The 26968-nt window shown below is 72.6% G+C and carries 21 protein-coding genes; 10 read left to right on the forward strand and 11 right to left on the reverse strand.

All coding sequences use genetic code 11. The features are described from left to right. The first annotated feature begins 2 nt into the window (after window positions 1–2). Genes M2163_RS10000 through M2163_RS10010 form a run of 3 tightly spaced genes read left to right on the forward strand, consistent with a single transcriptional unit; the run spans window position 3 to window position 3601 of the window. Window positions 3–782: a DeoR/GlpR family DNA-binding transcription regulator gene (locus M2163_RS10000; RefSeq protein WP_280893776.1), complete on the forward strand. Its 780-nt coding sequence runs from the start codon at window positions 3–5 to the stop codon at window positions 780–782. Window positions 783–841: 59 nt separating this feature from the next. Continuing rightward, window positions 842–2683, forward strand: coding sequence for a glycoside hydrolase family 15 protein (locus tag M2163_RS10005; RefSeq protein ID WP_280893777.1), 1842 nt, complete (start codon window positions 842–844; stop codon window positions 2681–2683). Between the two features lie 42 nt (window positions 2684–2725). Further along, window positions 2726–3601 carry a PhzF family phenazine biosynthesis isomerase gene (locus M2163_RS10010; RefSeq protein WP_280893778.1) on the forward strand — a complete coding sequence of 292 codons (876 nt, stop codon included), beginning with the start codon at window positions 2726–2728 and terminating at the stop codon, window positions 3599–3601. Window positions 3602–3652: 51 nt separating this feature from the next. Here M2163_RS10010 and M2163_RS10015 read toward each other — a convergent pair whose 3' ends face one another. Then, window positions 3653–4639, reverse strand: coding sequence for a hypothetical protein (locus tag M2163_RS10015; RefSeq protein ID WP_280893779.1), 987 nt, complete (start codon window positions 4637–4639; stop codon window positions 3653–3655). Between the two features lie 158 nt (window positions 4640–4797). Here M2163_RS10015 and M2163_RS10020 point away from each other — a divergent pair, with 158 nt between their 5' ends. Further along, window positions 4798–7041 carry a heavy metal translocating P-type ATPase gene (locus M2163_RS10020; protein WP_280893780.1) on the forward strand — a complete coding sequence of 748 codons (2244 nt, stop codon included), beginning with the start codon at window positions 4798–4800 and terminating at the stop codon, window positions 7039–7041. A gap of 110 nt (window positions 7042–7151) precedes the next feature. Here the strand turns inward: M2163_RS10020 and M2163_RS10025 are convergent, their stop codons facing one another. The 5 genes from M2163_RS10025 to M2163_RS10045 form a co-directional block, all read right to left on the reverse strand. After that, a complete protein-coding gene (locus M2163_RS10025; RefSeq protein WP_280853143.1) occupies window positions 7152–7901 on the reverse strand; it encodes a cupin in 750 nt (249 codons plus the stop codon). Then, window positions 7898–8824 (reverse strand): PmoA family protein, encoded by a 927-nt coding sequence (locus tag M2163_RS10030; RefSeq protein ID WP_280853142.1) that lies wholly within the window; start codon window positions 8822–8824, stop codon window positions 7898–7900. Before M2163_RS10030 ends, M2163_RS10025 begins: the two co-directional genes overlap by 4 nt. Then, the gene (locus M2163_RS10035) at window positions 8821–9933 is read right to left on the reverse strand and encodes a Gfo/Idh/MocA family oxidoreductase (protein ID WP_280893781.1); all 1113 of its coding nucleotides are present in this window, start codon (window positions 9931–9933) and stop codon (window positions 8821–8823) included. Before M2163_RS10035 ends, M2163_RS10030 begins: the two co-directional genes overlap by 4 nt. A 174-nt stretch (window positions 9934–10107) precedes the next feature. Beyond that, window positions 10108–10725: a TOPRIM nucleotidyl transferase/hydrolase domain-containing protein gene (locus M2163_RS10040; protein ID WP_280853140.1), complete on the reverse strand. Its 618-nt coding sequence runs from the start codon at window positions 10723–10725 to the stop codon at window positions 10108–10110. A 52-nt stretch (window positions 10726–10777) separates the two neighbouring features. Next, window positions 10778–11560 carry a class I SAM-dependent methyltransferase gene (locus M2163_RS10045; RefSeq protein ID WP_280853139.1) on the reverse strand — a complete coding sequence of 261 codons (783 nt, stop codon included), beginning with the start codon at window positions 11558–11560 and terminating at the stop codon, window positions 10778–10780. A gap of 159 nt (window positions 11561–11719) precedes the next feature. Between M2163_RS10045 and M2163_RS10050 the strand changes: the two genes are divergently transcribed. From M2163_RS10050 to M2163_RS10070, 5 genes are all read left to right on the forward strand, one after another. Beyond that, the gene (locus tag M2163_RS10050) at window positions 11720–12922 is read left to right on the forward strand and encodes a sensor histidine kinase (protein ID WP_280893782.1); all 1203 of its coding nucleotides are present in this window, start codon (window positions 11720–11722) and stop codon (window positions 12920–12922) included. Beyond that, window positions 12919–13566, forward strand: a complete 648-nt coding sequence (locus M2163_RS10055; RefSeq protein WP_280853137.1) for a response regulator transcription factor — start codon at window positions 12919–12921, stop codon at window positions 13564–13566. The genes M2163_RS10050 and M2163_RS10055 overlap by 4 nt, the downstream gene beginning before the upstream one ends. 474 nt (window positions 13567–14040) lie before the next feature. Next, complete coding sequence (locus M2163_RS10060) at window positions 14041–15180, forward strand: GNAT family N-acetyltransferase (RefSeq protein WP_280893783.1); 1140 nt, start codon at window positions 14041–14043, stop codon at window positions 15178–15180. Between the two features lie 89 nt (window positions 15181–15269). Further along, window positions 15270–16499 carry a DegT/DnrJ/EryC1/StrS family aminotransferase gene (locus tag M2163_RS10065; protein WP_280853135.1) on the forward strand — a complete coding sequence of 410 codons (1230 nt, stop codon included), beginning with the start codon at window positions 15270–15272 and terminating at the stop codon, window positions 16497–16499. A gap of 76 nt (window positions 16500–16575) precedes the next feature. Beyond that, window positions 16576–18030 carry a glyceraldehyde-3-phosphate dehydrogenase gene (locus tag M2163_RS10070; RefSeq protein WP_280853134.1) on the forward strand — a complete coding sequence of 485 codons (1455 nt, stop codon included), beginning with the start codon at window positions 16576–16578 and terminating at the stop codon, window positions 18028–18030. A 13-nt stretch (window positions 18031–18043) separates the two neighbouring features. Here the strand turns inward: M2163_RS10070 and M2163_RS10075 are convergent, their stop codons facing one another. The 4 genes from M2163_RS10075 to M2163_RS10090 form a co-directional block, all read right to left on the reverse strand. Further along, window positions 18044–18664, reverse strand: coding sequence for a DinB family protein (locus M2163_RS10075; protein ID WP_280893784.1), 621 nt, complete (start codon window positions 18662–18664; stop codon window positions 18044–18046). A 108-nt stretch (window positions 18665–18772) separates the two neighbouring features. Continuing rightward, entirely contained in the window at window positions 18773–20413 is a 1641-nt protein-coding gene (locus M2163_RS10080; protein WP_280893785.1) for a thiamine pyrophosphate-binding protein, read from the reverse strand. After that, entirely contained in the window at window positions 20410–21198 is a 789-nt protein-coding gene (locus M2163_RS10085) for a cyclase family protein (protein ID WP_280893786.1), read from the reverse strand. The genes M2163_RS10080 and M2163_RS10085 overlap by 4 nt, the downstream gene beginning before the upstream one ends. 132 nt (window positions 21199–21330) lie before the next feature. Next, window positions 21331–21549 carry a hypothetical protein gene (locus tag M2163_RS10090; RefSeq protein WP_280893787.1) on the reverse strand — a complete coding sequence of 73 codons (219 nt, stop codon included), beginning with the start codon at window positions 21547–21549 and terminating at the stop codon, window positions 21331–21333. Between the two features lie 469 nt (window positions 21550–22018). Here M2163_RS10090 and M2163_RS10095 point away from each other — a divergent pair, with 469 nt between their 5' ends. Next, window positions 22019–23044 carry a LacI family DNA-binding transcriptional regulator gene (locus M2163_RS10095; RefSeq protein ID WP_280893788.1) on the forward strand — a complete coding sequence of 342 codons (1026 nt, stop codon included), beginning with the start codon at window positions 22019–22021 and terminating at the stop codon, window positions 23042–23044. On the opposite strand, the gene M2163_RS10100 is transcribed toward M2163_RS10095, so the two are convergent. Beyond that, complete coding sequence (locus tag M2163_RS10100) at window positions 23027–26950, reverse strand: glycosyl hydrolase (RefSeq protein WP_280893789.1); 3924 nt, start codon at window positions 26948–26950, stop codon at window positions 23027–23029. The two genes, M2163_RS10095 and M2163_RS10100, sit on opposite strands and share 18 nt — an antisense overlap. Window positions 26951–26968: the final 18 nt, after the last annotated feature.

Here is a 26968-nt window from a genome sequence, read left to right on the forward strand (position 1 = left end):
GGATGTCACGGGACGCCCGGTGGAAGGCGCTGCTGGAGCTGCTCGTCGAGCGGGGCCGGCTGGACGTCGAGGAGGCGGCCGCCGATCTGGAGGTCTCGGCCGCGACGATCCGCCGTGACTTCGACCAGCTGGCCGAGCAGCAGATGCTGGTGCGCACCCGGGGCGGGGCGGTCGTGCACGGGGTGTCGTACGAGCTGCCGCTGCGGTACAAGACGGCCCGCCACGCCTCCGAGAAACAGCGCATCGCGAAGGCGGTCGCGGAGCTGATCGCGCCCGGCGAGGCCGTGGGGCTGACCGGCGGCACGACCACCACCGAGGCGGCCAGGGCCCTCGCCGTGCGCGGGGACCTCTCCAGCGGCTCCCCCGCGCTGACGATCGTCACCAACGCGCTCAACATCGCCAATGAGCTGGCCGTCCGCCCTCAGTTCAAGATCGTGCTGACCGGCGGGGTCGCGCGCCCGCAGTCGTACGAGCTGGTCGGGCCGCTCGCGGACGGCGTGCTGAGCCAGATCACCCTCGATGTGGCGGTGCTCGGGGTCGTCGCCTTCGACGTCACCCACGGAGCCGCCGCCCACGACGAGGCGGAGGCGGCGATCAACCGGCTGCTGTGCGAGCGGGCCGAGCGGGTCGTCGTGGCCGCCGACTCCAGCAAGCTGGGGCAGCGGGCGTTCGCCCGGATCTGCGCCGCCGGGAAGGTCGGCACGCTGGTCACGGACTCGGCGGCGGCCCCGGAGACGGTCCGGAGGTTCGAGGAGGCGGGGCTGCGGGTCCTCACGGTGTGAGGGCCGTTCCCCTGACGTCCGTGGCCGAACCTGCCTAGGCTGATCCGCAGGAGGCCGCGATGAACGGATCAGCCAGGGACCACAGCGGATCACCCACGGATCGGACGGGCTACCTGCCGATCGCCGAGCACGGTCTGATCGGGGACCTGCGCAGTGTGGCGCTGGTCGGGACCGACGGCACGATCGACTGGTACTGCTGCCCGTCCTTCGACGCGCCGAGTGTCTTCGCGTCGATCCTCGACGCGGAGCGCGGTGGCAGCTTCGAGCTGGCGGCGGCCGTGCCGGCGCGGACCAAGCAGTTCTACTTCCCCGACACCAACGTCCTGATCACCCGATTCTACACCGAGGACGGGGTGGGCGAGGTCCAGGACTTCATGCCGGTCGACGGCGACACGGTCGAGACCGAGCGGCACCGGCTGATCCGGCGGGTGGTGTGTGTCCGGGGTTCGATCCCCTTCCGCACCCGGGTGGCGCCGCGCTTCGACTACGGCGCGCAGCCGCACACCGTGCGCATGGTCGGGGACGTGGCGGTCTTCGAGTCACCGAAGCTGTCGCTCGGTCTGACGGCGACCGTGCCCCTGGAGACCCAGGGCCCGGACGCCCGCGCCGACTTCAAGCTCTCCGAGGGCGAGTCGGCGGTGTTCGCGCTGGACCAGGTGGGCGGCGAGGTGACTCCGCGCCGGTGCGCGCGCACCGAGGCCGAAGAACAGTTCAACAGCACGGTCGCCTACTGGCGGCACTGGCTGTCCGCCTCCAAGTACCGGGGCCGCTGGCGGGAGATGGTGCACCGCTCCGCCCTCACCCTCAAGCTGCTCACCTACGCGCCCACCGGCGCCATCGTGGCCGCGCCGACCACGAGCCTGCCCGAACAGCTCGGCGGCGAGCGCAACTGGGACTACCGGTACGTGTGGGTGCGCGACGCCGCCTTCTGCGTGTACGCCTTGCTGCGGCTCGGCTTCACCAGCGAGGCCGAGCAGTTCATGGACTTCCTCATCCGGCACGTCGCTCCGGAGGGCCACGGCCCCTCGGGCCCGCTCCAGATCATGTACGGCATCGACGGCCGCACCGACCTGACGGAACGTGAACTCGGCCATCTGGAGGGGCATCAGGGCTCCGCGCCGGTGCGGGTCGGCAACGCGGCGGCCGACCAGCTCCAACTGGACATCTACGGGGCCCTGATCGACTCGATCTACCTCTACGACAAGTGGGCCAAGCCGATCTCCAGCGGCCAGTGGGACGACGTGTGCACGCTGGTGGAGTGGGTGTGCGAGCACTGGGACCAGCCCGACGAGGGGATCTGGGAGACCCGCGGCGGCCGCAAGAACTTCCTGTACTCACGGCTGATGTGCTGGGTGGCGATCGAGCGGGCGATCCGCATGGCCAACCGGCGCGGACTGCCGGCCGACCTGAACCGCTGGCGGGAGAGCCGCGACACGATCTACCGGCGGATCATGGACCGCGGCTGGTCCGACACCCGGCAGGCGTTCGTCCAGCACGAGGACGGCGATGTGCTCGACGCGGCCGTGCTCATGATGCCGCTGACCAAGTTCATCGCGCCGACCGACCCGAAGTGGCTGTCCACGCTGGACGCGCTGACCGAGGAGCTGGTGTCGGACTCCCTCGTCTACCGCTACGACCCGGCGGCCAGCCCCGACGGGCTGCGCGGTGACGAGGGCACCTTCTCGATCTGCTCGTTCTGGTACGTGGAGGCCATGGTGCACGCCGGGCGGATCGACGAGGCGCGCCTGGCCTTCGAGAAGATGCTCACCTACGCCAACCACCTGGGACTGTACGCCGAGGAGATCAGCAACACCGGTGAGCAGCAGGGCAACTTCCCGCAGGCGTTCACCCATCTCGCCCTGATCAGCGCGGCGTTCAACCTGGACCGGGCCCTCGGCTGAGGTCCCGGAATAGCCGCCACCTGGTCCCACGTTGCCGTCACCATGACGACGAACGCGCCGCGGCCCGAGGTCCTGCGATACACCGCCTTCTCCAGCAGCCCCGAGGGCGGCAACCCCGCCGGTGTCGTACTGGACGCCTCCACCCTCACCGACGACGAGATGCTGGCCATCGCCGCCGAGCTGGGGTACTCGGAGTCGGCGTTCCTGACCGCGCCGCCGGAGGGGCTGGAGGGACCCAAGGGACGGACGTTCCGCATCCGCTACTTCAGCCCCAAGGCCGAGGTGCCGTTCTGCGGGCACGCCACCGTGGCGACCGCCCTCGCGCTGGCCGAGCGGATCGGGCCGGGCGAGCTGGTGTTCGCCACACCCGCCGGGACCGTGCCGGTGTCGGTGGCCGAGGAGGACGGGACGGTCCTGGCCACGCTCACCAGCGTCGAACCGCACCTGGAGGAGGTCTCCGGCGCCGACCTCGCGGAGGCGCTGGCCGCGCTCGACTGGCCGGCCGGCGATCTCGACCCGGCGTTCCCGCCCCGGATCGCGTTCGCCGGTGCCCGCCACCTCGTCCTGGCGGCGGCGACCCGCACACGCCTCGCGGAGCTGGCGTACGACTTCGCGCGCCTCGAAGCGCTGATGCACCGGCTGGACCTGACCACGGTCCAGTTGCTGTGGCGGGAGTCGGCCACCGTCTTCCACGTCCGTGACCCGTTCCCCGTGGGCGGTGTCGTCGAGGACCCGGCGACCGGTGCCGCCGCGGCGGCATTCGGGGCCTACGCCCGCGAACTCGGTCTCGTCCCCGAGGACGCCGTCCTCACCCTCCACCAGGGCGAGGACCTGGGCCGCCCCGGCAGGCTCACGGTGACCCTCCGGCCGGGCGACCCCCGGATCCGGGTCGCCGGCGAGGGGACCCGCATCGGCTGAGGCCGGCGGCCGTGCCCGTCGGCGCGTCACGAGGATCCGCATCGGCTGCGATCAGTGGCCGTGGCCGTGGCCGTCGGTGGTGTCGGGGACGGGTGCGGTGGGCGCTCCTCCCGTCCGGACCGTGAACGCGGCGGTGTGCACCTTGCCCTGGTGCTTGAAGTCCAGGAACAGCCGGTAGGTGCCGCTGCTGGGTGCCGTGGCCGTGAAGGAGACGTCCGGGCCGGCGGCGGTGGTGCCGTCACCGGGCTCGCCGTTCGGGTGGACGTGGAGGTAGGCGAGGTCGCCGGAGCGCAGGGCGACCAGGTGGCCGTAGGCGCCGAGGTAGGGCTGGAGGTCGGTGACGGGCCTGCCGCCCCGGGACACCGTGAGCTTCAGTTCGCGGGCGGCGCCGGGGCGCAGCGCTCCGCCGAGCTTCACCTCGTAGCCGTCGGTGACGGCGGTGGTGTCCGGCGCCGGAAGGTCTCGCGGCGCGTAGGTTCCGGACACGGCGAGGTCCGCGCCGAGGGTGAGGTTCTCGGCGCCCTTCTTCTCGGGGGTGAAGTCGGCGAAGACCCGGTAGCCGCCCGCGCGGGGCAGGGAGACGGGGATGCTCCAGGTTCCGTCGGCGGCCCGGGTGGGGTGCAGATGCCGGTAGGTGTTCAGGTCGCGCGAGGCGACGATGAGGTGGAGTTCCTTGTCGTGCTCCCGGCGGAACGCCGTGACCGCGCGACCGTCGTCGCCCCGTATGGCGAAGCGGAGGTCGGTGGTGCGTCCGGCCGTGAGGCGAGGGGTCCGCAGATCGAGCGTGTAGCCGTTCTCGGAGATCTGCAGGCCTCCGGCCGGGGGCGACTCCTGCCCCGGTTGCCCGGAGTGCTCCGCGTGCGCCGGGTTTTCTGAGGTGTCCGGCCGCGCCGAGTCGCTGTCGCCCGCGTGTGCGTCGTGCCGGGCGGGCGGCTCCTCGTCGACGACGGGACCGATGCCCTGGCCCACGCCCCAGGCGGTGCCGAACGTCGCGGCCAGCGCGGCGGCGAATGCGGTGATCTTCAGTCCAGCGTTCATGACCGGCTCCTGGAGGTCGACGGGCTTTCCGATGCACCTCACCATACCCCCAGGGGGTATGAAGTCAACCCGGTTCCACGCTTGCCCTGGATACCCGCCCGGGGTATACATGAGTCGCAACGCAGCATACTCCCACCCCGTATCCATGAGGAGCAGCGATGACCACCACCGCGGCGGCCGAGACCGAACTCGCCATCGGCGGCATGACCTGCGCCTCGTGCGCGGCGCGCATCGAGAAGAAGCTCAACCGGATGGACGGGGTCACCGCCACCGTCAACTACGCCACCGAGAAGGCCCGGGTCACCCACACCGCGGACGTCTCGGTCCAGGACCTGATAGCGACCGTCGAGAAGACCGGGTACACGGCCCAGGAGCCGGCCCCACCGGAGTCGGCCGCCCCGGACGACGAGGGGCCCGACGAACTGCGGCCCCTGCGCGAACGCCTGGTGACCGCCGTCGTGCTGGCGGTGCCCGTCGTCGCGATGGCGATGATCCCGGCGCTTCAGTTCGAGTACTGGCAGTGGCTGTCGCTGACGCTGGCGGCGCCCGTGGTGACGTATGCCGGATGGCCCTTCCACAAGGCGGCGTTCACCAATGCCCGGCATGGCGCGGCGACCATGGACACGCTGATCTCGGTCGGTACGACGGCCGCCTTCGGCTGGTCGCTGTGGGCCCTGTTCCTCGGGACCGCCGGCACTCCGGGCATGACGCACCCCTTCGAGCTGACGATCGCCCGCGGTGACGGCACCGGGAACCTGTACCTGGAGGCCGCGGCCGGGGTCACCGCCTTCATCCTGGCCGGGCGGTACTTCGAGGCCCGCTCCAAGCGCAAGGCGGGCGCGGCCCTCAAGGCGCTGCTGGAGCTGGGCGCGAAGGACGTGACAGTGCTGCACGCGGGCGGTCGTGAACAGACCGTGCCCGTGGCCGACTTGAAGGTGGGCGACCGCTTCCTCGTGCGCCCCGGCGAGAAGATCGCCACCGACGGGACCGTCGTCGAGGGCTCCTCCGCGGTGGACGCCTCCATGCTCACCGGTGAGTCCGTGCCGGTGGAGGTCACCCCCGGCGACTCCGTCACCGGCGCCACCCTCAACGCGGGCGGACGGCTCGTCGTCGAGGCGACCCGGGTCGGCGCGGACACCCAGCTCGCCAGGATGGCCAAGCTGGTCGAGGACGCCCAGAACGGCAAGGCGGCCGCGCAGCGGCTCGCGGACCGGATCTCCGGGGTCTTCGTGCCGGTGGTGATCGCGCTCGCGCTCGGCACCCTGAGCTTCTGGCTCGGCAACGGCGCCGGTACGGCCGCCGCGTTCACCGCCGCCGTCGCCGTGCTGATCATCGCGTGCCCGTGCGCCCTGGGTCTGGCCACGCCGACCGCGCTGCTGGTCGGGACCGGGCGCGGAGCTCAACTCGGCATCCTGATCAAGGGCCCTGAGGTCCTGGAGTCCACACGCAAGGTCGACACCGTGGTCCTGGACAAGACCGGCACCGTCACCACCGGCCGGATGACCCTGCTCGCCGTGCACACCGCCCCCGGCACCGACGAGGCCGAGGTCCTGCGGCTGGCGGGCGCCCTGGAGCACGCCTCGGAGCACCCGGTGGCCCGCGCGGTCGCCGACGCGGCGCTGGAGAAGCTGGGTTCACTGCCCGCCCCCGAGGACTTCGCGAACGTTCCGGGGCTCGGCGTCCAGGGCATCGTCGACGGACACGCCGTCCTCGTCGGACGCGGGCGACTGCTCGCCGACTGGGCGATCGAGCTGCCGGAGGAACTGCGGCTCACAAGCGCCACGGCCGAGTCGTCCGGCCGTACCGTCATCACGGTCGCCTGGGACGGCGAGGCACGGGCCGTGCTCGAGGTCGCCGACGCGGTCAAGGACACCAGCCACGAGGCGATCACCCGGCTGCGGGGGCTCGGGCTCACCCCCGTCCTGCTGACCGGCGACAACCGGGCCGTGGCCGAGTCCGTCGCCCGGGAGGTCGGTATCGCCTCCGAGCAGGTGATCGCCGAGGTGCTGCCGCAGGACAAGGTCGACGTCGTCAAGCGCCTTCAGGCCGAGGGCCGTTCGGTGGCGATGGTCGGTGACGGCGTCAACGACGCGGCCGCGCTGGCCCAGGCCGACCTGGGACTCGCGATGGGCACGGGCACGGACGCCGCGATCGAGGCCGGCGACCTGACCCTCGTCCGGGGCGACCTGCGGGCCGCGGCGGACGCCATCCGCCTCGCCCGCCGCACCCTGGGCACGATCCGGTCCAACCTCTTCTGGGCTTTCGCCTACAACGTGGCCGCCCTGCCCCTCGCGGCCGCCGGACTGCTCAACCCGATGCTGGCCGGGGCGGCGATGGCGTTCTCATCGGTGTTCGTGGTCGGCAACTCGCTGCGGCTGCGGTCGTTCAAGGCGGCCCACTGACCCGAAGGGCAGGGACGCGGCGGCCTCCACCTCGGTGACACAGGTCTCGGCCGCCTCGCGGGACGTCATGCGCTCGTGCCGTGACTCGATCTCCGAGGTGCGTACCGGTGTCACCGGCCGCCGTACGGCAGTGTCGTGCCCGGCAGGTCGTACTCGTCGCGTCTGCCGCACATCCCGAAGCCGCCGAGCCGTGTCGGCACGGCCTCGTGGGCGGTGGCGGCACCGAGATACGACGGCTCTCCGGACGCCAGCGCGTCGAGCTGGGCGCCGGTGCGCTCGGCGGTGGCCAGGGCGCCGGCCCGCCACAGCTCGCGCCAGTGGGGCACCTTGTCCCGCACCAGCCCGGCGGCGGCCCGCTGGAACTCCAGGTACGGGCCGTTGTCGCCGTCGGCCAGGGCCTCGCGCAGCACGAGGTAGCCCTCGACGGCGAGGTCCCTGCGGCGCCGGGCGGCGGCCGCCGTCTCCGGCCCGGTTCCCGGCGGGAGCCGGGCCGCGGCGGCGTACCGTGCGGGGTCGGCGAGCACCTCGGGCGGGAAGGTGAAGACCGCGTCCCCGGCCTCGGGCAGACCGCTGTTCTGCATCAGCACGGTGATGCGCAGATCGCCGCCCTGGACCATGCGGTGCACGGTTCCCGGTGTGAACCAGGCGATCGCGCCGGGCTCCAGAGGGATCTCGCGGTAGCCGTCGGGGCTCAGCGTCTGCACGGCGCCCCGGCCGCCGGTGACGACGTACGCCTCGGTGCACACCAGGTGCAGGTGCGGGCTGCCGCCGCAGACGCCGTCGGCGGCCTCCCAGTCGTAGGCGCTCAGGTGGGACAGGCCCACGGCACCCGGCAGCGGGTGGGGGAGGCCGGGCTTCACCAGGGCAGGCCTTCCAGGCGCGCGGCGACGCGTTCCTCGTCCCAGGCGCCGTCGGCGACGAGCAGCCGGTACCGGTACGCGAAGGACTCCCCCGGCGGCAGCTCGAACTCCTCGAAGAACGCCCACGAGAACGCCACCGTCGGGAAGGGCCGGGAGCGCACGAACCAGTGCGACTCGTGGATCGCGGTCCCCGGATCGAGGTTCTCGGGGGCGTGCGCGAAGACGAGCGTGGAGTGGGCGTCCACGTCGTCGTGCTCGCTGGTGAAGGCGAGCCAGGGGCTCTGGCTGCCCATCAGCTTGTCCGCGTCGCCGTCGGTGTCCGGGGCGAAGACCGCGCCGCCGGTGAAGTCGCGGGGGCCGCGCCACTGGAGTCCGGTGTACCCGGCCATGTCACGGCCCGCGGTGGTGGGGGAACCGAAGGCGAGCGGTTCGGCACGCAGGTTGGTGAGCCGGATCGACCAGTCGAGCGCCCAGGAGCCGGCCGTCTCGTCGACCGAGTGGACGGCCAGGCCGCGCTCCTCGCGCGCCCACTCCTCGCCGCCGTTCTCCACCCAGGTCAGCGCCTCGGTGACGTCCAGCCGGCCCTCGGAGACCGTGAACGCGGGGAAGCCGTCGTGCCGCATCGAACCGACCCGGTCCGGCAGGGGGAGGTAACCCTGGCCGTGGACATAGCAGTTGCCGCCCCAGAAGTTCTGCCCCGACAGATGGCTGGCCGTCATCTGCAGGCCCTTGTGCCAGCGGTGGTCGTTGGGCCGGTAGCCGGTCACCGTGCGGCCGCCGAGGGTGCGCACCGGGTGGGCGTAGGGCTTCTGGGCCTCGAAGGCCTCGGGGTCGGGGCGGTAGACGTAGCGGAGGATCTCCGTGCCGTTCGCCGCCTCGACGGCGATGTGCTCGCCGTGGACGTGGCTGACGCGGATGCTCATGCGCGCTCCTTGGGGGCCCAGTGGGGGTGGTCGCCGTGCATGGCCTGGTAGAAGGGGTCGCCCGGCGCGATCTCGCCCGCGGTGACGGGCTGCCCCGTGAAGGCGGACTTGTAGAGCGCGGCGGCGAACTCGAGGGTGGCCCGCGCGTCGGCGCCGCTGCCGGGGGGCCTGACACCGTTGTCGTACGCATCGAGGAGCGCGCCGAGCTGGGCCGTGTGCGAGCTGGGCACGTCGGCGGCGGGCGTGCGCCAGGCGTCTACGCGGTCGGCGGCCACGTGGGGGGCGGGGGTGTACGTCCAGTCCTCGTTGCGGTGCCCGTACAGATGAGTGAGTTCGACGGTCGCGTCGGCGCAGTCGATGCGGATGCGGCTCACCTCGTCGGGCGACAGCACGCTGTTGACGACGGTCGCGAGCGCGCCGTTCTCGAACCGGACCAGGGCCGTGGAGACGTCCTCGCTCTCGGTGTCGTGGACCAGCCGGGCGGCCATGGCGCGGATCTCGGCCCAGGGGCCGAGCAGGTGCAGCAGGAGGTCGTACTGGTGGATGCCGTGGCCCATGGTCGGGCCGCCGCCCTCGCTCGCCCAGGTGCCGCGCCACGGAACGGCGTAGTAGGCGGCGTCCCGGTGCCAGGTGGTCTGGCAGTGCGCGACCCGGGGGGCGCCCAGCTCGCCGCTGGTGATGAGCTGGCGCGCGTGGACGGCTCCGGAGCCGTAGCGGTGCTGGAAGACCACGGCGGCGTAGGCGCCGGACGCCTCCTCGGCCGCGGCGATCTCGTCGTACTCGGCGAGCGACAGGGTCAGCGGTTTCTCGCACAGCACCCAGGCGCCCGCCTTGAGGGCGGCCACCGTCTGCTCCCGGTGCAGCGAGGGCGGGGTGCCGATGAGGACCAGATCGGGCCGTGCGGCGTCCAGCATCGTCCCGACCGAGGTGTACCCGGCGACCTCGTCGCCCGCGAGCTCGCGGAAGGCGTCGAGTCTGCCCTGGTCCACGTCGACGGCGGCGACCAGTTCCGTGCGCTCGGCGTGGGCCCTGAGCGCGGACAGATGGCTGCCGCTGACGATGGCGCCGGTGCCGACCACGGCGACGCGGCGGCGGGCTGGACGGGGCATACGGTCCTCCTCGGACGTCCGGCAAGGGGACGCTGACATGCGGGGAAAGCGCTTGCTCCCCGGGGTCGACCCTAGATCCCCCGCGATTGTCCTAACAAGACCCCGGGCAGTGATATCGGTGAACACGGCACGCACACCGTCGGTTCACCTGCCCGACCCACGCGTCGCCCCCGGTCAGAGGGCTGCGAACAAGTCCTCCAGCGGGCCGGGCACCCGGTCGGGGTCCAGTGCCTCGACCAGGACGCGCCCGTAGTGGATCTTGCGACCCGACTTCGTGCCGAAGAAGCGGCGCAACTGCTGCTCAGCGGTGCGGTCGCGCTGGGCGGGCTGGGACAGGAAGGTCTGCAACTGCCGCAGCTCGCCCTCCTCGCGCACGAGTTCCCGCACCCGGGGCGCCCCCAGGGCGCGGATGAGCTCGTCCTCCAGGTCCGCCGCGCAGACGAAGTACCCGTCCGGCGCCGCACCCGCCCGTTCCCAGCCCCGTGCGTAGAAGGGCCGTTCCCGCTCGTCGCACAGTCCGGTCAGACGCAGGCCCAGGCCCGAGGGGCCCAGCAGGCTCGCGAAGCGGCCCACGCTCATCGCCCCGCCCATCGCCAGGACGCAGAGCCCCTCGGCGGCCAGGTCGCGGCCCCGGCTCGCGGCCAGCGCGTCGACCGCCGCCACGTCGCTCGGCCCTTCGAGCAGGACGACGGTCCGCACGGACAGCTTCGCGGCCAGTTCGCGTGCCCTCTCGCCGGTGCCGCCGGCCGCCCACGCCGTGACCGCGTCCCGGAACTCCCCCATGTCAGCCATGCCACGAGTCTGTGCCCTCACGGGCCGCGGCGACAGGCAATTTTCACCGGCCTCACCTTTCACCCCCGTGCGTCACGCGGATCTTGGACTGGCCGTGCGGGAGTTCCTCCCAGTCCGCCATGAACCGGGCGCGCAGCCCGTGCTGCTCGGCGAGGGTCACGAGCGTCTCGACGCGGTAGTAGAAGTCCTCCCGGAGCACATGGTGCTCCTCGCCCTCGGTGCGGTCGAAGGTGAAGTCGAACCAGCCGCCCGGAGCGAGGACCCGGCCGACGTGGGCCAGGCACTCCTCGATCACCGGCAGTGGCGAGTGCGAGAAGACGCTGTGCGCGTGGACGACGTCGAAGTGGGCGTCCGGCAGGAAGCGCAGGGTCAGGTCGCGGACCGGGGTCAGGTGCGGCAGCCGCTTCTGGAGGGACATCTCGACGATCGTGTCCTGGGCGGCGAGGAGGATGTCGGGCGAGATGTCGATGCCGTGGTAGTGACCCGGCTCCAGATGACGGATGAAGCGCCAGCCCCCGCGCAGGTTGCCGCAGCCGATCTCCAGCATGCGGTGCTCGGGGCGCAGACCGTGGCCGAGCAGGTAGTCGAACTGCAGGGCGCCGAGCGCCAGCCAGCGCTCCCGGTTGCGGCTGCCGACGGCCAGATCCGGGCTGGTCCGGGTGTCGGAGCGCATCACGGCACGGTAGTAGGAGATGTGGTCCGGGTACCGGCGGCGCAGCCACAGGTCGCGGGCGGCCCGGGCCAGGTGGCGGGGCACGCGGTCGGGGTGGCGCAGGGCGTAGCCGACACGGTGGCCGAGGGCGGCACGGTTGGCGGTGAGGTTCTTGGCGGGCATCGGGAGCCTTTCGCGGGTCTTCGCTCTTCCGCCAAGCCTCGGTGCGGCGGCCGGGGGTCCGGCTCGGTCGACCGGCTCGCCCGCCGGGGAGGCTCGGGCGACCGCCATGTCAGCCGATCGGTTGATGCGGTCCCGTGTCCGGCACGTTAGACACGGAGCATGAACCACACCGATCCGGACGAGCGCTGGCTGGGCGCGATCGTGCACGGCGCGTTCCTCGTGCTGCTGGGCTCGTCGTTCGCCCGCTTCCTGAGCCGCGACCAGGGCGGGGCGCGCACCGGCTGGGTGGTGACGCTGTTCGCCTTCTTCCTCCTGCTGTACGTCCTCGGACTTCTGCTCGCCCCGCCGCCCCGGCCTGGACTGCCGCCCACCCGGCGTCATCTGGGGTGGCTGGCCTCGGTCACCGCCGTCTGGGGCGTGCTGCTCGTGCTCGCGCCGAGCGCCACCTGGTGCGTGATGCCCCTGCTGTTCGCCGGACTGCACGCGCTGCCGCCGAGGATCGCGGTGCCGGCGGCGGCGGTGCTCACCGCGCTGGTCGTGCTCTCGGAGATACGGGTGGCCGACGGGCCGCTCAACCCCAACATGGTCCTGGCCCCGCCGGCCGTCGCCGCGGTCGCCACCGCCGTACTGGTGCATCTGCAACGGCAGGGCACCCGGCAGCGGGGGCTGATCGAGGACTTGGTCCGCACCCGGCACGAACTCGCCGCCACCGAGCGGCGGGCCGGTGTCCTGGCCGAGCGGCAGCGGCTGTCCGCGGAGATCCACGACACGCTGGCGCAGGAGCTGTCCAGCCAGCGGATGCTGCTCCAGGCGGCCGAGCGGGTGTGGGGGGCCGATCGGGACGCGGCGCTCGAGCACGTGCGGGCGGCCGCGGAGATCACCTCGCGCAGCCTCTCCGAGGCCCGCCGCTTCGTGCACGACCTGGCGCCGGCCGACCTCGCGGAGCGTTCCCTCACGCAGGCCCTCGACGAGCTCGCCCGGCGCAAGAGCGGTCCGGGGCTGACGGTGGAGTTCCGGCTCGACGGTGAGCAGGGCCCGCTTCCCGAGCGGGTCGCGGCGGCGTTGCTGCGCATCGCCCAGGGCGCGCTGGCCAACGTACGGGAGCACGCGGCGGCGACCCGGGCCGCGCTCACGCTGACGTGGCTGGACGACCAGGTGTCGCTGGACGTCGCGGACAACGGGCGGGGGTTCGAGCAGCGTGAACTGTCGGAGTCCCGCTCGTCGACGCGCGGGCACGGGCTTCCCGCCATGCGGATCCGGGCCCGTCAGGCCGGCGGCACGCTCACCGTGGAGTCCACGCCGGGAGAGGGCACCGTGGTGTCGGCCGCCGTTCCGCTCGTCGTCAAGGAGCCCGCCCTGTGAGTACCTCGCCCCCCGCCGCCCCCGTCCGGCTGCTGCTCTGCGACGACCACGCCGTGGTGCGCGCGGGGCTGCGCGCCCTGCTCTCCAGCGCGGACGGCATCGACGTGGTCGGGGAGGCGGCGACCGGGGAGGAGGCCCTCGCCATGGCGGCCCACCTGCACCCGGACGTCGTCCTGATGGATCTTCAGCTCGACGCCGGCATGGACGGGGTGACCGCCACCCGGCAACTCACCGCCCGGGGCGAGCGGGGTCCCCGGGTGCTGGTGCTCACCATGTTCGACACCGACGCCGACATCACCCGTGCCGTCGAGGCGGGCGCCACCGGTTACCTCCTCAAGGCGGAACAGCCGGAGGAGCTGTTCTCGGCCATCCGTGACGCGGCCTCGGGCCGCAGCACGCTGTCCGCGCCGGTGGCCGACCGTCTGCTGACCCGGCTGCGCAGCCCCCGCCCCGCCCTGTCCGCCCGCGAGCACGACATCCTCGCGCAACTCGCCCGCGGCCTCGGCAACCGGGAGATCGCCCGCGCCCTGTTCATCAGCGAGGCGACGGTCAAGACCCACCTGGGCCGCATCTACGCCAAGTTGGGCGTCCAGACCCGAGCCGGCGCGGTGGCCGCGGCCAAGGAACGTCGGCTGCTGCCGTGACCGGCGCCGGGAATCGACGACGGCGCGGCACACCGACGACAAGCCGGCGCATGAAGACCCGCATGGACGGCATGGCCCGGCCAAAAGCAACCGCCGCCTCCGACACCACGGGCGGCAATCGACGACTCAACGGCAGACCGACCGCAAGCCCGGCATCAAGACCCGCGCGGACGCCGTGGCACGGCCGAAAGTGGCAGCCCTCGCCCACACCGCAGGCGGCAATCGACGACTCAGCGGCGATCGACCGCAAGCCGGGCTCCAGGGCCCGGACGGACGCCGGGGCGCGGCCGAGAAGCGACGGCCGCTGCCGTGAGCGGAGGGTGGGAACCGGCGGCGTCCGATCCGCGCTCTTCCGTTACGGCAGGCACCCTTGACAGCATGCGTACTGTTTGGCGACGTTTGATCCTTGCCGGCATTTCGATCGGCGGGACGCGGACGCCGCGTCGTGGGGGGAATTGGGGGGAACGATCGCCCATGCGATCCATGAGCAGTGACACGGACATAACGATCCACAGACCCGGAGAACTCGACAGCTCGCTCCGCGAGGCCTGGCACCGGGCGATGGACGAGTCGCCCGACTACGCCAACCCGTTCCTGGCACCGGAGTTCGCGGCCGGCGTCGCCAGGCACCGCGGCGGCGCCCGGGTGGCGGTCCTGCACCAGCGCGGCGAGGCCGTGGGCTTCCTCCCGTACGAACGCGGCTCCCTCGGCGTCGGCCGGGCCATCGGGCTCGGACTGTCGGACTGCCAGGGCCTCGTGCACCGACCCGGGGTCACCTGGGACACCCGGGCGCTGCTGAAGGCGTGCCGGCTCTCGGTGTTCGAGTTCGACCACCTCGTCGAGGAACAGAAGCCCTTCGCCCCCTACGTCACGGGGACGTTCGCCTCCCCGGTGATCGATCTGAAGGTCGGCAGCGACAGTTACCCGGAGTGGCTGCGGGGAGCGTACCCGGGGCTCGCCAGGACGACCCTCAAGAAGGAGCGCCGGCTCACGCGTGACCTGGGCGAGGTGCGGTTCGTGTTCGACGAGCGCGATCCCCGGGCGCTGCGCACGCTGATGCGGTGGAAGTCGGCCCAGTACCGCAGGACCGGCCGGATGGACCGGTTCGCGCGACCGTGGATCGTGAACCTCGTGTCGGACCTCTTCCAGGTCCGCGAGGAGCACTTCACCGGGGTCCTCTCGGTCGTCTACGCCGGTGACCGCCCGGTGGCCGCCCACTTCGGGCCGATCTCGCGCACGGTGTTCGCCCCCTGGTTCACCGCGTACGACCCCGAACTGCGCTACTACTCCCCCGGCTTGATCATGCATCTGCGGATGGCCGAGGCCGCGGGCCGGCGCGGGGCGAGGCTGATGGACATGGGGCGCGGCGACAAGGAGTGGAAGGACTGGCTCAAGACCCGTGAGCTGCGCGTGGCGGAAGGGTTCGCCACCCGTCCCCATCCGGTCGCGACCGCCCACCGTCTGTGGCGCCGGCCGGTGCGGGGGCTGCGCAACACGGTCAACGCCCACCCCGCCCTGCGCGAGCCCGCCGACCGTCTCCTGAAGACCGTGGGCACCTTGCGCACCTCGGGGCAGCGTTCGGACTCCGCCGGCGCGGGACCGCTGGCGAGCTGACGCGCGCCCGCCCGCCCCCGGCCCCGCAGGGGGCCTGCTCACGTCCTCTTCCACGGCCGTTCCCCGGCCCGTCGACACAAGGGGTGCCGATGCCGTACGGCTCGCGGCTGGCCGCGACGATGACCCGGCGACTGGGACGCCCGTGCGTCTACACGCCCTCGGCCCGGCTGGCCCTGTACCTGGCGCTGCGACGCTGGTGCCGGCCGGGCGCGAAGGTGCTGATGTCGCCGGTGAACGACGACGTGATCCTGTTCGTGGTCCTCGCGGCCGGGCTGCGCCCCGTACTGGCGCCCGTGTCCGTCTGGGACGGCAACATCGACCCGGCCGCCGTGCCGGAGTCGACCTGGCGCGACGTGGACGCGGTCCTCACCACCAACCTGTACGGCGTACCCGACCGGGTCCTCGAACTGCGGCGCCGCTGCGCGCAGTTGGGGATCCCGTTGTTCGAGGACGCGGCGCACGCGATCGGCAGCCATGTGGACGGGCAGCCGGTCGGCACCTTCGGCAAGGCGGCGGCGTTCAGCCTGTCCAAGCACGTGGCGGGCATGGCGGGCGGCTTCCTCGCCGTCGAGGACGTGCGCACGCGCCGGGAGTTGGAGCTGCTGCGGGACGATCTCCTGATCCCCGGCCGACTGCGCGAGGACCTCGCCACGACCCTGCGTCCGCTGGCCCGGTCCGCCGTCCGGTCGCTCCATCTGGTGCGCCCGGTGTGGCGGACCATGGAGCGCCTCGGGCTGATGGAGCGCGACGCGTTCCGGATGGCCCTGCACGCGCCGCGGCTCGCCGCATCCGCCCGCGAGGCCCCGAGCCTGACCGCCTACGAGCGGTGGGTCCGCGTCGACCTGCACGGCTACCGCTCCCGGCACGGCACGCTGGTGCGCGGCCAGTTGGGCTTGCGGATGGCCCGGCTCGACGAGAACCTGGCCCGGCGCAGGGCCGGGGTCGCCCTGCTGGCGGGCACGCCGTGGGCCTCGCCGGCGCTGCGCGACCGCACGGCGCACGACGGCCCCCTCCCCCTGTTCCGGGTGCCGCTTCTGGTGCACGACCGCGACGCGCTCGTGCAGCGGCTGGTGCGGCACGACGTGGTCTGCGGCTACATCTACGACCCGCCGCTGGACGACTACGCGGGCGCTGAGTTCGTCGAGCCCTGTCCCGACCCGGCGCCCGCCCGCTGGTTCGCCGCGCACACGCTCCCGGCCGATCCCCTGCTGGCCCGCCGGATCATGACCGCGTTCACCAGGGAGCGGGTGGCCGACGCGCACCCCGCGCTGCTGCGGCCGGTTCCGGACACCACACCGCCCCGGCTCCTGGGTCAGTGAGCTCCGCCACCCCGACGATCGATCAAAACATCAGGGGGTTAGCATATGAGCGCTGCCTAGCTCGAAAGAGAATTCTGTGACTGTCAAGGACGACTCGTTCACCGACTGGAAGAACCGCGAGGAGATCGCGGAATCGATGATCCCGATGATCGGGAGGCTGCACCGGGAGCGTGATGTAACGGTTCTGCTGCACAGCCGTTCCCTGGTGAACAAGTCGGTGGTCAGCATCCTCAAGACCCATCGGTTCGCCCGGCAGATCGCCGGTGAGGAGCTCTCCGTCACCGACACGCTGCCCTTCGTCCAGGCCCTCACCGCGCTGGACCTCGGTCCCTCGCAGATCGACATCGGCCGGCTGGCCGAGATCTACCAGGCCGACGACCGCGGCCTGTCGGTGGCCGAGTTCACCGCCGAGGCCGTGGCCGGAGCGACGGGCGGCAACAAGATCGACCGCCGTGAGCCGCGGGACGTCGTCCTCTACGGCTTCGGCCGCATCGGGCGCCTGGTGGCCCGGCTGCTGATCGAGAAGGCCGGTTCCGGAAACGGTCTGCGGCTGCGCGCGATCGTGGTCCGCGGCGGCGGCGGACGGGCCTCCGAGGACCTCGTGAAGCGGGCCTCGCTGCTGCGCCGGGACTCCATCCACGGCCAGTTCCAGGGCACGATCACCGTCGACGAGGCCGAGAGCGCGATCATCGCCAACGGCAACACCGTCAAGGTGATCTACGCGAACGACCCTTCCGAGGTCGACTACACGGCGTACGGCATCAAGAACGCCATCCTCATCGACAACACCGGCAAGTGGCGTGACCGTGAGGGCCTCTCCCAGCACCTGCGCCCCGGCATCGACAAGGTCGTGCTGACCGCGCCGGGCAAGGGCGACGTCCCGAACATCGTGCACGGCGTCAACCACGACACGATCAAGCCGGACGAACAGATCCTGTCCTGCGCGTCCTGCACCACCAACGCGATCGTGCCGCCGCTGAAGGCGATGGCCGACGAGTACGGCGTGCTGCGCGGCCACGTGGAGACGGTCCACTCGTTCACCAACGACCAGAACCTGCTGGACAACTACCACAAGGCCGACCGCCGGGGCCGCTCCGCGCCGCTGAACATGGTGATCACGGAGACGGGCGCCGCCTCCGCCGTGGCCAAGGCGCTGCCCGAGCTCAAGGCACCGATCACCGGCAGCTCGATCCGGGTGCCGGTGCCGGACGTCTCCATCGCGATCCTCAGCCTGCGCCTCGGCCGTGAGACCACCCGCGAGGAGGTCCTCGACCACCTGCGGGACGTCTCGCTCACCTCCCCGCTCAAGCGCCAGATCGACTTCACCACGGCCCCCGACGCGGTCTCCAGCGACTTCATCGGCTCGCGCCACTCCTCGATCGTCGACGCCGGCGCCACCAAGGTCGACGGGGACAACGCCATCCTCTACCTCTGGTACGACAACGAGTTCGGCTACTCCTGCCAGGTGGTCCGGGTCGTGCAGCACGTGACCGGGGTGGAGTACCCGACCTATCCTGCGCCCGCGGTCTGATCCCGCCGGAAGATCAGTGCCGGCGTTCCCGGTACAGGTCGCGCAGCAGGGCGATCTCGGCGCCGTGGTGCAGGACTTCCTGGTTGACCCACCACACGATGTCCAGGAAGGGCTCCTCGGGGTCGCTCCCGTGCGGGTAGGTGCAGCGGCCCACGGTGTCGAGATCGCTGTCGTCGGTGGCGCGCAGCGTCGTGCGCCAGGCGTCGGCCGCCGCGTCGAAGGCGGCGATCGCGTCCGCGGCGGTGCCGCTGACGCGGTAGTCGTCGCGGGTGAGGCTGTGGGTGCCGGTCGTGTGGTCGGCCCGCAGGAGGAGCATCTCGCTGAGATGGCTCAGGCGCCACGCGAGGGTCGTGAACGGCGGCGGAACGGGATGCGGGTGGGGTGCGGCGTCCCGCCCCCAGTCGCCGGTCCCGCTCAGGAAGGCCGCCCGCGCCCCGGGTCCGTCGGTGCGCCGCCGGACCGACCAGCAGCCCGGCACCGGCTCCCAGAGGTACTCCTCGTCGGTCAGCGCCCCGACCGGGGTCCGTGAGCCGTCGCCGCTGTCCATGACCGGTCCGGCGAGCCGGCCGGCCAGTCGCTCGCAGGACCAGTCGAACTGGTCGAGCAGCGGGGTGAGGCGAGGTCCTGCGGTCATCGGTGCTCCCCTGGGTGGTCCGGCCGGCCAGGCTGGCACACCCCAGGGGCGCCCCGCTTCTGCTTTTCCTCCCGCCACCGGGCGGACGACGTAACTCCCGTGACGACCCTAGTGGCCCCGGAACGCCTCCTCCAGCCACCACGCGCCACGGTCCCGCACCACCTGGGCGTCGATCAGCAGCGGGGCGGAGCGCGGACCGGCGACCCAGTCCTCGACAGCCTTGAGATCCGCCCGCGTGCGCACGGTCACCGCCTCGAAGCCGTAGCCGCGGGCCACGGCCGCGATGTCGGTCGGCGGGAACACGACCGTGTCGAGCGGGTGTCCGCCGGGGCCGAAGTGGTGCACCTCCGCGCCGTAGCCGTCGTCGTTGTACACCACGACGACCATGGGCAGCCCGAGCCGCCGTACGGTGTCCAGGTCGGCGGCGCCCATCAGCGCGCCCCCGTCGCCGAGCGCGGCCACCGGCAGCCGGTCCGGACGGGCCAGGGCCGCGCCGATCGCGGTGGCGAGGCCGAGGCCGATCGACTGGTAGGCCTGGGTGAAGCAGAAGCCGTCCTGGTCGGGCACAGACAGGAACACGCTCGGGTGGCCCATGAAGTTCCCGGAGTCCACGCCGACGACCCGGTCCGCGGGCAGGATGTCGTCCAGCGCGACGGTGAGGGTACGGGGGTCGATCCGGTCGCGGGTGCCCGTGTCCTCGTACGGCAGGTCACGCCAGCGCAGCCGGGTGGCGAGGGCCTCGCGGATGTCGGGGGTCCGCAGGCCCTGCCGTTCGCCGCCGACGGCCGCCAGGACGTGTCGCGCGGTGAGTGCGACGTCTCCGGTGACCCCCAGATGCAACTCCCGGTGCGCGCCGAGGGCCGAGGGGTCGTCGTCGACCTGCACCACGGTCGTGCCGGCGCCGATCAGGGCGCCGTGACGCATGGTCCACATGTTCAGGGCGCAGCCCCAGCCGACGATCAGGTCGGCACCGCCGATGAGTTCGGCCGCGAGCGGGGCGGCGAAGCCTCCGGACACGTCGAGCGACCAGGGGTTGCCGTGGAACAGGCCGCGCGCGACGGCCGAGGTCGCCAGCAGTGCGCCGCAGCGCCCGGCGAGGGCTTCCAGGGCGTCCCGGGCGGCGGGTGAGCGCGCGCCGCGGCCGGCCACGAAGACCGGGCGCCGGGCCCGTTCCACCACCCGTGTCAGGGCCGCCACCTCGAATGCGGCCGGTTCGACCGCCGGTCGCGGCGGCACGGGTGACGCCTGGGCGAGGGCTCCGTCGGGGACCTCCGACGCCTGTACTTCCAGAGGCAGGTTGAGAAGCACCGTGCACCGCTCGTGCAGAGCGCGCCGCACTGCCGCGCACGCCTGCTCCACGGCGCCCCCGGCCGAGGAGATCCGCAGCGGCACCGCGCCCACCGCCGCCGCCAGTGCGTCCTGGTCGACGTAGAAGTTCGAGGTCGGCCGGGTGACCTCGGCCGCCAGCACCACGAGTGGTGTGCGGCTCTTGGCCGCCTCGGCGATCCCCGTCATCGCGTTGGTCAGTCCGGGCCCCTGGTGGAGGCTGACGGCGGGCACCGTGCCGCTCACGCGCGCGTACGCGTCGGCCATCGTCGCCGCACCGCCCTCGTGGCGTGCCGCGACGAAGCGGGCGCCTGCCGCGATCAGGGCGTTGGTCAGATGGAAGTTCCCGGATCCGACGACCCCGAAGACCTGCTCGATCCCGGCCGTGTGCAGGGCCCGTCCGACCGCCTCGGCGACCTTCATGACCGCTCCACCAGGGCCAGCACGCGCGCGGGCGAGCCGGAGCCCCCGACGATGGGCAGCGGTCCCGCGACGACGACGCTGCCGGTGGCGGGCAGCGCGGCGAGGTTCTGCAACTGGGTCAGGCCGTACTTGTCGCTGCCCATCAGATGGGAGTGGCACGGGAAGGCGGGGTCGAAGGAGTGCGCGCGCCCGGCGTCCGTGCCGACCGTCTCCACACCGAGGCCCGTCACGGGCGACTCCTCGGCCACCCAGCGCGCGCACTCGGGGGACAGCCCGGGCGTGTGGGGGCCGTTCCCGTCGGCGTTCAGGAAGGTCTCCTGGGAGTGCGAGCGGGCGTCCCAGCCGGTGCGCAGGAAGAGCCAACCCCCTTCCGGCAGGGGTCCGTTGTGCTCCTCCCAGGTCTTGATGTGGTCCACCTCCACGAGGAAGTCGGGGTCCTCGGCCGCCTCGGCGGTGAAGTCCAGTACGGCGGCGGGGGCGATCAGCCGCCGCGCCGGGACGGACGCCACGTCGGCGAGGTCCTTCCCGGTCACCCAGTGGTTGGGGGCGTCGAAGTGGGTGCCCGTGTGCTCTCCGCTGCGGAAGTTGTTCCAGTACCAGGCCGGTCCGCGGTCGTCGTACCGGCTGATCTCCTCCAGCTCGAAGACCGCCGTCTGACCGAACTGGGGCGGCAGTTGGATCACGGGGGTGGACGAGGACAGAGGCGAGGTGAGATCGACGACTTCGATCGAACCGGTCCGCAGGGCGGACACCAGCGCGGCGAGAAGGGACGGCTGCTCGTGCATGAGGGCCTCCTGAAACGCTCCGAGGCAGCCAGCATGGCATCGCGTACCCCGTCGGCGTCACCGTGCGCAGGGTGTCCCGAAAAGCACGACGGGCCCCGGATCGCGTGATCCGGGGCCCGTTGCGGTGTGCGGTCAGTTCACGCCGACGTGCGCGTCGACGCCGAGCGCGACACCCTCGGCGGCGACGAAGGCACCAGCGTCGGCGCAGACCTCGAGGTGCGCCACCTGGAGGTGGAGACCGGCAGCGGTCGCGGCGGCGACGCCACCGGAGACGTTGTCCAGGTCGGCGTCGTCGAGCTGGACGGCCTCGATGTGGGGGGTGACGTTCATGGCGCGCGGTTCCTTTCGCATGAGCAATCCTCAAGGAGGGGGGACACCGGATGGAACCACGCCGGGCATGGACACGGCCAGTCAGCCGGACGTGCCCCACGGCCGGTGGCCGTTCCCGGCTTCACCGGCATCGCAGGACGGTCACCCGATCCACCTGTTTCTTCACAGGATTTGCTGAAGCGGTTCCCGCGCCTTCATCGCCGTGAGGTTCCCAAGACGGACACTCCGCCACCAAAATGCCGTGCGTCGGCGCGACCATGACTACGGTTCAGTTTCCGCGTGGCCGAGCGGTGAACGGTGTGCAGGTTCGCCGGTTTTTCGATGCGGCCCGGCCGAAGACCGCATCGGCGCCCAGGAACCACCCTCAGCACTCCGCGATGTCCGGCGCCGAAAACGTTTTACCCGTGGCCGGGGTAGACTTGCGTCGCCCATCTGGAGGAGCGTCCGAGGACGGCGTCCTTCCTGGTCGAACGGCTGCGACAGCGAGGGGGTGGACATCATTCCGGTTCGCCCCGCCCGTATCCAGGACGTCGCGGCCGCCGCCGGGGTCTCGGTCTCCACGGTGTCCAACGTCCTGAACCGGCCCGAGCGGGTCAACGCGCGCACCGCCGCGCGGGTCCGTGACGCGGTCGCCGCACTCGACTACGTCCCCCATCCGGGAGCCGCCGGTCTGCGCACCGGGCACTCGTCGTCGATCGGCCTGGTGCTGCCGGACGTGGCCAACTCGTTCTACTCACGCATCGCGCGCGGTGCGGCTGACGCGGCGTACGAGCACGGCTACTCCCTCGTCCTGTGCGACAGCGGGGACGCGCCGGAGCGGGAGCAGGGCTACTTCACCATGCTCATCGAACAGCGCGCGGTCGGCGCGGTGGTGGTCCCGCTCGGCGCGGACCCGACCCGGCTGTCACGACTGCGCGAGCGCGGTATCCCGCTGGTGCTGGCGGACCGCGCGATGCCCGCCCAGGAGGGCTGTTCGGTCTCCGTGGACGACATCGCCGGCGGCCGCATCGCCGTGCAGCACCTCCTCGACCGCGGGGCGCGCGACATCCTGGTGGTGAACGGCGAGCGCGCCATCCGTCAGTGCGCCGACCGCTACCAGGGCGCCCGCCAGGCCGTGCGCACCCGGCGGGAGGCCCGCCTCGGCCAGGTCGTCGCCGAGGAGATGACGGTGGCGTACGGCAGCGCGATCGCCCACGGTCTCGACGAGTTGCCCGACGGGGTGTTCTGCACCAACGACTTCCTCGCGGCGGGCCTGTGCCGGGCGCTCGGCGAGCGCGGTGTGAAGGTCCCGGAGGACGTACAGGTGGTCGGCTACGGCGACCTGGACATCGCGAGCTTCGTGGGCACGACCCTGACGACGGTCCGCCAGCCGGTCGAGGAGCTCGGCCGGGCGGCCGTCGAGATGCTTCTGGACGAGGTGGAGGCCCGCGCGGAACACGCCCACGAGGCAAGGGTGTTCGCGCCGGGGCTGGTCCTGCGGGACTCCACCCGGACGTCCTCAGACACGCCGTTCTAGCCGCACCGGCCCCAGCAGCCCCGACGGGAGCTGGGAGGGGAAGGCCCAGGCCGTCGGTGTTGCCTCGGCGAGGTACGGGGCCAGGGTGTTGTGGACGGTCACTTCGAGGCGGACGGTACGCCCGGCGCTCCCGCGCAGTTCGAAGCGGTACGGCGCGCAGAACGCCTCGCCGACCGGTTCGCCGTCGACGCACACCTCGACGCTGCCGCGCACCCGCCCGAGATCCAGCACCGGGTCCGGCCCGGCCGGCACCTCCAGTGTCCGCGCGTAGGTCACACCCCCGCTCCAGCCGGCGAGTCCCAGCTCCCCCCACTCCCCCAGCGGCAGCGGCGCCGGCACCGTGCGCACCCGCACCGGTCCCCGCCAGGCGGAACCGCCGCGCAGAACGGCCGTGGGAGCGGTGACGACCTCACACTCGGTCGCCTTGCCGAGTGGTTCGTCCAGCTGCAATTCGGCTCCTTGCAGGTGGCGTTCGGGACCGCCGTCGAACCTCACCCGCGCCGGGAGCGCCAGCGGCAGGTCGAGCGAGACGGTTCCCGCCGGCACGGTGAACCGGAAGCGCTGTCCGGCCTCCCGGAGACCGTCGGTGGACCGCAGGGGCAGGACGGGGGAACCGAGCATCGGGACGCCGGCCAGCCACTCGGCCTCGGGCAGCGGGTGCGGACGTACCGCTGCGGCGCAGTGCTGCAACTCCCCCCAGCGGCCCTCGTGTTCGACGGTCGACCCGTGCCAGTCCCCGGTCCGGGCCTCCCAACCGGCCCCGCTGACCAGGGCGGTGGTGCCCGCCACGAGGTCGACGTAGACGCCGTCCCGGGCGTCGACGCTGTCGGCCACCAGGTCGAGGACGTGGTCGCCGCCGTCCAGGGCCAGTTCGTGCCGGAAGAACATCGGCACCGCGCCCCAGTCCGACTCGTAGTACTCGGCCTTCTCCTGCCGTGCGACGACGGCTCCGTCGAGCCGTACGGTCACCCCGACCGCGGCGCCCACGACGAGGACCGCCGTCGCTCCCGGGTCCGGGGCGCCGATCCGGCCGCGATAGGTCACGCGGCCGTCCGGTCGTACGCCGTCGGGCAGGCGCATGAACAGCGGTCGCCGGGTGAAGCCGTCCGGGCGGGACAGGCAGAAGTAGCTGCCCAACGGGGTCCCGGCGGCGCCGGAGATGATCTGCGGCCGGTCCCGTGCGTCGGACAGCTCGTACTCCAGCACGTTGCGGGCCCGTTCGACCTCCACCGGGGCCGACGCCAGATAGCCGCCGCCGGTGTCCAGGCGACTGCCGTTCCACCACACGCGTTTGACCGCCGCCGCGCCGACGTGCAGGTCGGCGGGCCCGCGGTGGTCGGTCTCCACGACGGCCCTGACCCGGGCGAGACTTCCGCTCACGGGTACCGGGACCCGCACGAACTCCTCCGGCACCAGGCCCTTGTTGCCGAGCACACCGTCCGGGTCCGGGATGCCACGGCTCGTCGAGTACAGCGAGACGCTCCAGTCCGCGGGAGCCAGATCCCGTTCCCCGGCCAGGACTTGCGCGACGGCCGCAGGGTCCAGAGGCGCCGGCGCCTGAGCGGACGGGACCGGCGGCAGGACGCGGACGCGGTTGCCGTAGGTGGCCCGGACCGGCTCCCAGGACTCTTCGGTCTCCGTCCAGCCCATGGTCCAGATCTGCGGTTCGGTAAGGGATGATCCGGCGGGCAGGGCCAGGTCGCCCCAGGTGTTGTCCAGGGTGGGGGCGAGCCGGCCCTCCCAGCCGGCCGACAGGTCGACCGTCTCCGTCGACCGCGTGGGCGCCGGGGGGACGGCGTCCGCCGCCGGGCCCTCGCGCCATACGACGAGGGCGGCGGGGGCGCCCTCCAACGGCACCTCGATGGTCGAGACGCCGTCGGTGACGCTGACGCGTGCCGGGCGGCGGGCGCCGGTCGCCGGGTCCCAGATCTCGGCCTCGGCGACCGCGGCCCGCACGGTGACGGAGGAGGTACGGGCGTAACGGGCGGGGTCGATCTCGTGGCGGCCCTCGGGCGGATGCGTCCGCGCGTCGGGGAAGGCGCCGGTGACCAGCGCGACCGCCTCGTCGCCGTTTCGCCTGACGAGCAGCGGCACCTCCCCCGTCGCGTACCCGGCGGCGTCGGCCACCGCCGCCGCACCGGCCTCGGCGTCGGCGGCCCGCTCCAGGCGGGGATGGTCCAGCAGCGCGGCCACGACGGAGTCGTCACCGGCGAGCCCGGCCGCCCGGGCCGGCGGACGCCCGACGACCACCACCCGTCCTCCGGCGTCGAGCAGTTCGGTCAGCCGGCGGGCCGTCTCGTGCTCCAGGACGCTCGCCGAGGGCAGCAGGACCGCGGTGTACGCGAGGTCCCTGACACGCAGGGCCCCGTCGCCGGCCTTGGCGCCCTGGACCGAGGCGTCGTCGATGACGTCGAAGGAGACCCGTCGGCGGTCGAGGGCGCCGACCGCGGGCCTGAGCCAGTTGTTGCTGCCGCACAGTTCCAGGTAGTCGCGCTGGGTCTGGTCGACGTCCGCGTGGGCCGCGCCGAGGCGGCCGTCGCCGAAGTGCTGGACGGGAGCGTCCAGGGGAAGCAGTGCCTGCATGGTGGCGCTGGGGTACAGGACCGCCACGTCGGCGCTGTAGGTGCCCCAGGACAGGATCGAGCACAGGCGCGCGACGGCCCGGGAGAAGGCGGGGTACTGCCGCCAGTAGGGCTGGCGCCAGTCGGTGGACGGCGGCGCCCACTCGAACCAGCCACCCGCGGTGCCGAAGTAACTGGCGTGCGGGTTGTAGAGGTTGGCTCCGCTGCGCAGGAACGGCAGCAGCCAGTCGTAGGTCTCCTCCAGGGTGCCGCCCCAGCCGGAGGAGTGGAACGACTCGATCCAGACCCGTTCGTGACCGTAGAGGTGCGCCATCGAGGAGTGCACCTTGGCGTCGCCGTGGTGGTCGCTGCCCGCGGCGCTGTACCAGCGGTGCGTGCGGAAGTAGTCCGTGTAGAGCTGTGTCGACTGGGTCGGGAAGCCGGAGCGGGCGGGGTGGCTCTGGTCGCAGCCCAGGAGCAGGCCGCGCTCCTCGTGCCAGGCGGCGAGGGGGCGGAAGAGGGCCTCTTCGGTGAGTTCGGCGCGGACGGCGTAGTAGTCGGCGCGGATCTTCCGGGCGCGCTCGCAGTCGTCGCCGGTGAAGAGGGCGGGGAGGTGTTCGAGGAGGTCGTAGCCGCGCCGGGTCCGGAACTCCTCGGGGAAGCGGTCGGTCCAGGAGTTGGTGGCGGGCAGTTCGTCCTGGAAGCTGCCGGCGATGACGTTGCCCAGGTGTTCCGGTACGCGGCGGTCGTACTCGTGATGGATGGCGTCGAACAGGAGACCGACGGCCTCCGGGTTCAGATAGTCGAAGGCCGTGGGGACGGCGAGGACCAGGCGCACCTCGGTGCCGTCGGGGGCCTCGATGTGCGCCGGGCCGGTGACCGGCAGGCGGGCGCCGGTGCGGTCGTACGCGCCCAGCAGTGTCTCCGTGCCCCGCAGGGTGACCGTGCCGGCCGTGACCCGTGCCGGGCGCGAGCGCAGGGCGCGGCCCGCCGCCTCGGGGTGCCGGCGGGTGATGCCGCCCTGGACGTTGGCGCCGGAGAAGCCGATCTGGTCGTAGAACCACAGGCGCGTGCCGAGGTCCCCGGCGATCTCGCAGGCGTCCCGGAAGCGGGCCCACCACTCCTCGCCGAACCACACCGGGTCGTCGGTCCGGGCACCGAAGGTCGGGCCGGCCGGGGCCAGGTTGATCACCACGAGGTTGTGGACGCCGCCGTCGGCGAACCGGCGCAGCTGCCAGGCCAGACGGTCACGGGTGACCTTCGCGCCGGACCACCACCACAGCGGGGTGGGGCCGAAGTCCCGGGGCGGGTTGTCGAACAGCTGTCGCAGAGCTGGAGAGATCACGGATGGGTCCTTCCGAGT

The sequence above is a fragment of the Streptomyces sp. SAI-135 genome (genome assembly GCF_029893805.1).
Lineage (GTDB): Bacteria > Actinomycetota > Actinomycetes > Streptomycetales > Streptomycetaceae > Streptomyces.